This is a genomic window from Streptomyces sp. NPDC059668 (genome assembly GCF_042734135.1).
Lineage (GTDB): Bacteria > Actinomycetota > Actinomycetes > Streptomycetales > Streptomycetaceae > Streptomyces.
On the sequence record NZ_JBHWEL010000030.1, the window covers coordinates 56,097 to 65,417 of the forward strand.

At 70.5% G+C, this 9,321-nt stretch carries 8 protein-coding genes and 1 riboswitch; all 8 genes read left to right on the forward strand.

The genetic code is table 11. The features are described 5' to 3' along the window. Positions 1-164 precede the first annotated feature (164 nt). Positions 165-1,001 (forward strand): translation elongation factor Ts, encoded by an 837-nt coding sequence (gene tsf / locus ACFV2J_RS22270; RefSeq protein ID WP_385092504.1) that lies wholly within the window; start codon positions 165-167, stop codon positions 999-1,001. A gap of 179 nt (positions 1,002-1,180) precedes the next feature. Further along, positions 1,181-1,951, forward strand: coding sequence for a UMP kinase (gene pyrH / locus ACFV2J_RS22275; RefSeq protein ID WP_385092507.1), 771 nt, complete (start codon positions 1,181-1,183; stop codon positions 1,949-1,951). Positions 1,952-2,088: 137 nt separating this feature from the next. After that, positions 2,089-2,646 carry a ribosome recycling factor gene (frr, locus tag ACFV2J_RS22280; RefSeq protein ID WP_153288324.1) on the forward strand — a complete coding sequence of 186 codons (558 nt, stop codon included), beginning with the start codon at positions 2,089-2,091 and terminating at the stop codon, positions 2,644-2,646. Further along, on the forward strand, positions 2,646-3,773 hold the full coding sequence (locus tag ACFV2J_RS22285) for a phosphatidate cytidylyltransferase (RefSeq protein ID WP_385092510.1): 1,128 nt from the start codon (positions 2,646-2,648) through the stop codon (positions 3,771-3,773). The genes frr and ACFV2J_RS22285 overlap by 1 nt, the downstream gene beginning before the upstream one ends. Positions 3,774-3,950: 177 nt before the next feature. After that, the gene (gene rlmN, locus ACFV2J_RS22290) at positions 3,951-5,057 is read left to right on the forward strand and encodes a 23S rRNA (adenine(2503)-C(2))-methyltransferase RlmN (protein ID WP_385092513.1); all 1,107 of its coding nucleotides are present in this window, start codon (positions 3,951-3,953) and stop codon (positions 5,055-5,057) included. 39 nt (positions 5,058-5,096) lie between these two features. Beyond that, positions 5,097-5,216, forward strand: a riboswitch (TPP riboswitch). Between the two features lie 77 nt (positions 5,217-5,293). Next, positions 5,294-6,382, forward strand: coding sequence for a thiamine ABC transporter substrate binding subunit (locus ACFV2J_RS22295; protein WP_385092515.1), 1,089 nt, complete (start codon positions 5,294-5,296; stop codon positions 6,380-6,382). Beyond that, positions 6,358-8,037: an ABC transporter permease gene (locus ACFV2J_RS22300; protein WP_385440193.1), complete on the forward strand. Its 1,680-nt coding sequence runs from the start codon at positions 6,358-6,360 to the stop codon at positions 8,035-8,037. The genes ACFV2J_RS22295 and ACFV2J_RS22300 overlap by 25 nt, the downstream gene beginning before the upstream one ends. Continuing rightward, positions 8,037-9,149 carry an ABC transporter ATP-binding protein gene (locus ACFV2J_RS22305; protein ID WP_385092518.1) on the forward strand — a complete coding sequence of 371 codons (1,113 nt, stop codon included), beginning with the start codon at positions 8,037-8,039 and terminating at the stop codon, positions 9,147-9,149. Before ACFV2J_RS22300 ends, ACFV2J_RS22305 begins: the two co-directional genes overlap by 1 nt. Positions 9,150-9,321: the final 172 nt, after the last annotated feature.

A 9,321-nucleotide genomic window follows, 5' to 3' on the forward strand; every position in this document is an offset into this window, starting at 1 on the left:
CCCGGTCGCCGTGCCCGTGCCCGTCGCGGCGGCCGCCGCGCCCCCCGCCGGGGCCGCCGCGCTGGCCTGCCCCCACCCCCTTGGGGTACCGGCCGGGGGGGGCCACACACCCCCCCGCCGTCCGGCCCGTAGATCTTCAGACTTCGAGAGAGATTCCAGGAATCATGGCGAACTACACCGCCGCCGACGTCAAGAAGCTCCGTGAGCTCACCGGCGCAGGCATGATGGACTGCAAGAAGGCGCTGGACGAGGCCGACGGCAACGTCGACAGGGCCGTCGAGGAACTGCGCATCAAGGGCCAGAAGGGCGTCGCCAAGCGCGAGGGCCGCTCCGCCGAGAACGGCGCCGTGGTCTCCGTCATCGCCGACGACAACACCTCCGGTGTCCTGGTCGAGCTGAAGTGCGAGACGGACTTCGTCGCCAAGGGCGAGAAGTTCCAGGCCGTCGCCGCCCAGATCGCCGACCACGTCACCAAGACCTCCCCGGCCGACCTCCAGTCCCTCCTGGGCTCCGAGATCGAGCCCGGCAAGACGGTTCAGGCGTTCGTCGACGAGGCCAACGCCAACCTGGGCGAGAAGATCGTCCTGGACCGCTTCGCCCAGTTCTCCGGCGCCTACGTGACCGCGTACATGCACCGCACCATGCCCGACCTGCCCCCGCAGATCGGTGTCCTGGTCGAGCTGGACAAGGCCGACGCCGCCCTCGCCAAGGGTGTCGCTCAGCACATCGCCGCCTTCGCGCCGAAGTACCTCTCCCGTGAGGACGTCCCGGCCGAGGTCGTCGAGTCCGAGCGCCGCGTCGCCGAGGAGACGACCCGCGCCGAGGGCAAGCCCGAGGCCGCCCTCCCGAAGATCGTCGAGGGTCGCGTCAACGCCTTCTTCAAGGAGGCCACCCTGCTGGGCCAGCCCTACGCGCTGGACCAGAAGAAGTCCGTCCAGCAGGTCCTGGACGAGGCCGGTGTCGCCCTGAAGCGCTTCGCGCGCATCAAGGTCGGCATCTGAGTCCGTACAGCGAGCGACGCGCGACCCCTATAGGGTCGACAGCAGTCGTCCGCGTACGTCGGCACGCGCGCGTGCGTGCCGGACGACAGCAGATCTGACGAGGAGGCCATTGCCGAGCATGGGAGCCAACACCCCACCGGCAATGGCCTTCTTCGTATGTGCACCATGAGGAGATCTCCATGACCAGCACCCAGGCCGACAAGGGCGAGAAGACCGACGACGGCAAAGGCGCCGGACGCTTCATGCTGAAGCTTTCCGGTGAGGCGTTCGCCGGTGGCGGCGGACTGGGCGTCGATCCCGACGTGGTGCACAAGATCGCCCGCGAGATCGCGGCCGTCGTGCGCGGGGGTGCCCAGATCGCCGTCGTCATCGGCGGCGGCAACTTCTTCCGCGGCGCCGAACTCCAGCAGCGCGGCATGGACCGCGCCCGCTCCGACTACATGGGCATGCTCGGCACGGTGATGAACTGCCTCGCCCTCCAGGACTTCCTGGAGAAGGAGGGCATCGACAGCCGTGTCCAGACCGCCATCACCATGGGACAGGTCGCCGAGCCGTACATCCCGCTGCGCGCCGTACGGCACCTGGAGAAGGGCCGTGTGGTCATCTTCGGCGCCGGTATGGGCATGCCGTACTTCTCCACCGACACCACGGCCGCCCAGCGTGCCCTGGAGATCGACGCCGAGGCCCTGCTGATGGGCAAGAACGGTGTGGACGGGGTCTACGACTCCGACCCCAAGACCAACCCCGAGGCCGTCAAGTTCGACTCGCTCAGCTACGGCGAGGTCATCACCCGCGACCTCAAGGTCGCCGACATGACCGCGATCACGCTGTGCCGTGACAACACGCTGCCGATCCTGGTCTTCGAGCTCCTGGCGGAGGGCAATATCGCGCGCGCCGTCAAGGGTGAGAAGATCGGCACACTCGTGGGTGACCCAAGCGGCCGGGCCTGACCCGGGACGGACCCTGACCGGGGGATGGACAATGTCCTGCCGGTCCGGAACCGTGCAGGAACAAGACGCGACGCAGCCGGCTGCCACCCCGACGAGGAACAGCTGCCGGGCCTACTCAAGACACGCAGGAGCAAGTGGTGATCGAAGAGACCCTCCTCGAGGCCGAGGAGAAGATGGAGAAGGCCGTCGTGGTCGCCAAGGAGGACTTCGCCGCGATCCGCACCGGCCGTGCGCACCCGGCGATGTTCAACAAGATCGTGGCCGACTACTACGGCGCGCTGACGCCGATCAACCAGCTGGCCTCGTTCGCGGTCCCCGAACCGCGCATGGCCGTCGTCACCCCGTTCGACAAGAGCGCGCTGCGCAACATCGAACAGGCGATCCGCGACTCCGACCTGGGTGTCAACCCGAGCAATGACGGCAGCATCATCCGCGTGGTGTTCCCCGAGCTGACCCAGGAGCGCCGCAAGGAGTTCATCAAGGTCGCCAAGACCAAGGGCGAGGACGCCAAGATCTCGATCCGCTCCGTGCGCCGCAAGGCGAAGGAGACCATCGACAAGCTGATCAAGGATGGCGAGGTCGGCGAGGACGAGGGCCGCCGTGCGGAGAAGGAGCTCGACGACACCACCGCGAAGTACGTCGCCCAGGTGGACGAGCTCCTGAAGCACAAGGAAGCGGAGCTGCTCGAGGTCTGATGAACGACTCTTCCTGGGGGGCTCCGCCGCAAGCCGGGTACTGGGGGCCCTCCGACCAGGGGTCTGCCCAGGGGGCAGGCCCGGCGGGTCCCGCGTACGATGCGCATGACGCGCAGCACACTCGCCCCATGCCCATCGTGCCCGACGGACCCGCGCACAGCGGAGACCAGGATGACGACCGGGGGGCCGCTCGGCTGAGCGGCCCCCCGGTCCGCGACGACACACAGTCGGCGGGGTCCTACGGGCACCCGCCGCAGAAGCCGCAGGAGCCCATGCCCAGCGCCACCCCATCGCCCGCCCCCGCACCGAAGAAGAGTGCAGGCCGCGACCTGGGTGCTGCGATAGGGGTGGGTGTCGGGCTCGGTGCGGTGATCGTCGCGTCGTTGTTCGTCGTCAAGGCCGTCTTCGTCGGCGTGGTCGCCGTCGCCGTGGTGGTGGGGCTGTGGGAGCTCACCTCGCGGCTGGAGGAACGCAAGGGCATCAAGGCGCCGCTCGTGCCCCTGGCGGTGGGCGGTGCGGCCATGGTCGTCGCCGGCTACGTGCGGGGTGCCGAGGGCGCGTGGGTGGCGATGGCACTCACCGCGCTGGCGGTGCTGGTCTGGCGGATGACGGAACCGCCCGAGGGATACCTCAAGGACGTCACGGCGGGGGTCTTCGCGGCCTTCTACGTGCCGTTCCTGGCGACCTTCGTGGCGATGATGCTGACCGCGGACGACGGCCCGCGCCGCGTCCTGACGTTCCTGCTCCTGACGGTCGTCAGCGACACCGGCGCGTACGCGATCGGCTGGCGCTTCGGCAAGCACAAGCTCGCGCCCCGCATCAGCCCCGGCAAGACCCGTGAGGGCCTGGTCGGAGCGGTCGCCTTCGCGATGGTCGGGGGCGCGCTGTGTCTGCAGTTCCTGATCGAGGACGGCACCTGGTGGCAGGGCCTCATCATCGGCCTCGCGGTCGCGGCCACCGCCACCCTCGGCGACCTCGGCGAATCCATGATCAAGCGGGACCTCGGCATCAAGGACATGGGCACACTGCTGCCGGGCCACGGCGGCATCATGGACCGCCTTGACTCCCTGCTGCCGACGGCCCCCGTGGTCTGGCTCCTGTTGGTGCTCTTCGTAGGGTCCAGCTGACCCGCGTTCCACGAGTGAGGGGTCCGTCGTCCACAGGGCGCCGGGCCCCTCTTCGTACGTGAGGACGACCGAGATCGACCGAGGCCGACCGAATCCGACGGCGACCGCCCGCGGGTGACCACCCCCACCCCGTTCCGGCCCGGGCCGGTCGTGTTGATCTGCGACACTGGAAGGGTTATGCCGAAGCCCGGAGAACTCACATTCGTCGCCCCCCGCGCAGCCAAGAAGCCGCCGCGGCACCTTGCCGACCTCACGCCCGCCGAGCGTAAAGAGGCCGTTGCCGCGATCGGGGAGAAGCCGTTTCGCGCCAAGCAGCTCTCGCAGCACTACTTCGCCCGGTTCGCGCACGACCCCGCGGAATGGACGGACATCCCGGCCGCCGCGCGCGGGAAGCTCCAGGAAGCGCTGCTTCCCGAGCTGATGACCGTCGTGCGGCATCTGTCGACCGACCAGGACACCACCCGCAAGACCCTGTGGCGGCTCTTCGACGGCACGCTCGTCGAGTCCGTGCTGATGCGCTACCCGGACCGGGTGACCATGTGCATCAGCTCCCAGGCGGGCTGCGGGATGAACTGCCCGTTCTGCGCCACCGGCCAGGCCGGACTCGACCGGAACCTGTCGACCGGCGAGATCGTGCACCAGATCGTGGACGGCATGCGCGCGCTGCGGGACGGGGAGATCCCCGGAGGCCCGGCGCGGCTGAGCAACATCGTCTTCATGGGGATGGGCGAGCCGCTCGCCAACTACAAGCGGGTCGTGGGCGCCATCCGCGCGCTCACCGACCCCGAGCCGGACGGCGTCGGACTCTCCCAGCGCGGCATCACCGTGTCGACGGTCGGACTGGTGCCGGCCATCCACCGGTTCTCTGACGAGGGCTTCAAGTGCCGTCTCGCCATCTCCCTGCACGCGCCGGACGACGAGCTGCGCGACACCCTCGTCCCCGTCAACACGCGGTGGAAGGTGCGGGAGGTGCTCGACGCGGGCTGGGAGTACGCGGCCAAGTCGGGGCGCAGGCTCTCCATCGAGTACGCCCTCATCCGGGACATCAACGACCAGGCGTGGCGCGGTGACCGGCTCGGGCGGCTGCTCAAGGGCAAGCCCGTGCACGTCAACCTCATCCCGCTGAACCCGACCCCCGGCTCGAAGTGGACCGCCTCGCGGCCCGAGGACGAGAAGGCGTTCGTCGAGGCCATCGCGGCCCACGGCGTACCGGTCACCGTCCGGGACACCCGGGGCCAGGAGATCGACGGGGCGTGCGGCCAGCTCGCGGCGACCGAGCGGTAGTCTGACCCGGCACCTACATTTTCATATTCCGACATCTTCATATTCCGACAGGGGAGCGCCACAGCGCTGAGAGTGCGGCAGCCGGACCAACCGGTGGGCCGCAGACCCTCTGAACCTCGCCCAGGTCATTCTGGGTAGGAAGTTCGGGCATCACTCAAGCTGTTGCGCCCTGCCCGGGAACCGCCGAGTTCCCGGGCAGGGCCGCGTCTCTTCCTGGTCAGCCCAGGAGGAATTCAGTGAGCACCAAGAGCAAGAGGAGGACGACCGCGGCCGTGGTCGTCGCGGTGGGCCTCGTCACGCTGTCCGCGTGCGGCTCGTCCGGCTCCGGCGGCGAGGCCGCCGACTCCGGGACCGTGACCCTCGTCAGCCACGACTCCTTCGCCTACTCCAAGAGCGTGCTGCACGCCTTCGAGCAGGAGTCCGGCTACAAGGTCAGGATCCTCAAGGACGGCGACGCCGGCCAGGCCGTCAACAAGGCCGTCCTGACCAAGGACAACCCGCAAGGCGACGTCTTCTTCGGCGTCGACAACACCCTGCTCTCCCGCGCGCTCGACAACGGCCTGTTCCAGCCGTACGAGCCCAAGGGCTCCGACCAGATCGCCCAGCGCTACCGGGTCGACCAGGAGAAGCACCGGGTCACGCCCATCGACTCCGGCGACATCTGCGTCAACTACGACAAGGCCTACTTCAGCGAGCACGAGCTGGCCCCGCCCACCTCCTTCGACGACCTGGTCAAGCCCGCGTACAAGAACCTGCTCGTCACCGAGAACGCGTCCACGTCCTCGCCCGGCCTCGGTTTCCTGCTCGGGACCGCCGCGAAGTACGGGGACAGCGGGTGGCAGGGCTACTGGAAGAAGCTCAAGGCCAACGGCGTGAAGGTGGTCGACGGCTGGGAGCAGGCCTACAACGACGAGTTCTCGGGGTCCGCGGGCGGCAGGAAGGCCAAGGCCGACCGGCCGCTGGTGGTCTCCTACGCCTCCTCCCCGCCCGCCGAGGTGATCTACGCCGACCCGAAGCCGAAGACCGCGCCGACCGGTGTCGCGAGCGGCACCTGCTTCCGTCAGGTCGAGTACGCGGGACTGCTGAGCAACGCGAGGAACACGAAGGGCGGCAAGGCGCTCCTCGACTTCCTGATCAGCCTCAGGTTCCAGCAGGACATGCCGCTGAACATGTTCGTGTACCCGGTCCGTGAGACCGCCAAGGTGCCCGAGGCGTTCGTGAAGTTCGGCCCGCAGGCCGAGCACCCCGAGACCCTGGCCCCGGCCGAGATCGCCAAGAACCGTGACCAGTGGGTCAAGTCGTGGACCTCGCTCGTACTGAAGTAGCCGAGGCGGCGCCCAGGAGGCGCCGGAGCGCGACGCGGCTGTGGCTCATGGCCCCGCCGGTCGTGTTCTTCGGCGTCTTCTTCGCCTATCCCGTCGCGGCGATCGTGACCCGCGGCCTCAGGATCGACGGGACCTGGCGGCTCGGGCGGATCGCCGAGGTGCTCGGCCGGTCCGACATCCGGCACGTGCTGTGGTTCACCACCTGGCAGGCGCTCGCCTCGACAGCGCTGACGCTGCTGATCGCGCTGCCCGGCGCGTATGTCCTCGCGCGCTTCGACTTCCGGGGCAAGCAGGTGCTGCGCGCGGTGGTGACCGTCCCGTTCGTGCTGCCCACCGTAGTCGTCGGTACGGCGTTCCTGGCGCTGATCGGCCGCGGCGGACTCCTGGACGGCCTGTGGGGAGTTCGGCTCGACACCACCGTCTGGGCGATCCTGCTCGCGCACGTCTTCTTCAACTACGCGGTGGTCGTCCGCACGGTCGGCGGGCTCTGGTCCCAGCTCGACCCGCGCCAGGAGGAGGCCGCGCGCATGCTCGGCGCCTCCCGGTTCGCGGCCTGGCGCACGGTGACGCTCCCGGCCCTGGGTCCGGCCGTGGCCGCCGCGGCGCTCATGGTCTTCCTCTTCACCTTCACCTCGTTCGGGGTGGTCCAGATCCTCGGCGGCCCCACCTTCTCCACCCTCGAGGTCGAGATCTACCGGCAGACCTCGGAGATCTTCGACCTCGCCACGGCGGCGGTGCTGACGATCATCCAGTTCGTGGCCGTGGGCGCGATCCTCGCCGTCCACGCCGGGACCGTACGCCGCCGCGAGACCGCCCTGCGTCTGGTGGCCCCGGAGACGACGGCCCGCCGGCCGCGCGGGGCCGGGCAGTGGGCGCTGCTCACGGGAGTGCTCGCGAGCATCGCGGTCCTGCTCGTGCTGCCGCTCGGCGTGCTGGTCCAGCGCTCCCTGGACACCCCCGGCGGCTTCGGATTCGGCTACTACAGGGCGCTGGCCTCCGACGACGGCGGCATCTTCCTGGTGGCCCCGATCGAGGCGATCGGCAACTCGCTGGAGTACGCGCTCGCCGCCACCGCGATCGCCGTGGTCGTCGGAGGTCTGGCGGCCGCCGCTCTCACCGGCCACACCGGTCGCCTCGTACGGGGGTTCGACGCGCTGCTGATGCTGCCGCTCGGTGTGTCCGCCGTGACCGTCGGCTTCGGATTCCTGATCGCGCTGGACGAGCCACCGCTCGACCTCAGGAGCAGCTGGATCCTGGTGCCGCTCGCGCAGGCGCTGGTGGGCGTCCCCTTCGTCGTACGGACGATGCTGCCCGTGCTGCGGGCCGTGGACGGACGGCTGCGGGAAGCGGCGTCGGTGCTCGGGGCGTCGCCGTGGCGGGTGTGGCGCGAGGTCGACCTGCCGATGGTGCGGCGGGCGCTGCTCATCGCGGCGGGGTTCGCCTTCGCCGTGTCACTGGGTGAGTTCGGGGCGACGGTCTTCATCGCGCGCCCCGACAACCCGACGCTGCCGGTCGCGGTGGCGCGGCTGCTCGGGCGCGCCGGGGACCTCAACTACGGGCAGGCGATGGCCCTTTCGACGATCTTGATGGTGGTGTGCGCGGTGGCGCTGCTGCTGTTGGAGCGCATACGGACCGACCGGACAGGGGAGTTCTGATGGCGAAGCCCGTCACCGTCACGACCGTCACGACCGGCAGGGCGCCGGATGCCGGTGCGACCGCGAGCCGGGGGGTGCGGGCGCCGGACGTCCTGCTCTCCGTCGAGGCGGCGACCGTGCGCTTCGGCGGCCGGCCGGTGCTGGACGCCGTCGAACTGGCGGTCGCCGAGCACGAGATCGTGTGCGTGCTCGGGCCGAGCGGCAGTGGCAAGTCCACGCTGCTGCGGGCGGTGGCCGGACTCCAGCCCCTCGACGCGGGCCGTGTGCTGCTGGCCGGCCACGACCAGGCGGGGGTGCCCGCGCACCGCCGCGGCGTCGGGCTGATGTTCCAGGACCACCAGCTCTTCCCGCAGCGCGACGTGGGCGGCAACGTCGCCTTCGGGCTCCGGATGCACGGGGCGTCGAAGAAACAACAGGCGCTGCGTGTAGGGGAGTTGCTGGACCTGGTCGGGCTGCCCGGCGCCGCCTCCCGGGCCGTCGCGGCCCTGTCCGGAGGCGAGCAGCAGCGGGTCGCGCTGGCCCGTGCCCTCGCCCCGCGCCCCCGGCTGCTGATGCTCGACGAACCGCTCGGCCAGCTCGACCGCTCGCTGCGCGAACGGCTGGTCGTCGAACTCCGGCAACTCTTCGGGCAGTTGGGTACGACCGTGCTCGCGGTCACGCACGACCAGGGCGAGGCGTTCGCGCTGGCCGACCGGGTCGTGGTGATGCGCGACGGACGGATCGCCCAGTCCGGTACGCCACTTGAGGTCTGGCAGCACCCGGCGGACGAGTTCGTGGCACGCTTCCTCGGCTTCGACAACGTCGTCGGCGCGACGGTGACCGGCCGGGTGGCGGACACGCCCTGGGGGAAGCTCCCGGTTCCGGAGGGCACCCCGCAGGGTCCCGGCGCGCTGCTGGTGCGGCCCGCGGGCGTACGGCTGGTCGCCGCCGGGGAAGGGCTGCCCTGCACCGTGGCCGCACGCACCTTCCGGGGCACCCATGTCGCCGTCCGTCTCCAGCCGGAGGGCGCGCCGCCGCTGGAGGCGGCGTGCGCGCTGCGGGAGGCGCCCGCGCCCGGCGACCAGGTCGCGGTGGCGTTCGACGAGGCAGAGGTCGTCGTGCTCGGGGAGTAGTCCGCAGGGGGCCGGACCTCCGGCCACCTCCCGGGCGCCCACGCGTCACCATGACCGCGCCGCGCGCCGTCGGGACGCGAGTGACGCGGAAGGCCGGTACAGACGTGGGGGGCGGCCCCGCCCCGGCGGGGGGGGGGCCCCGGGCGCCGCGGGGGGTGGGGGGGCGGCGGGG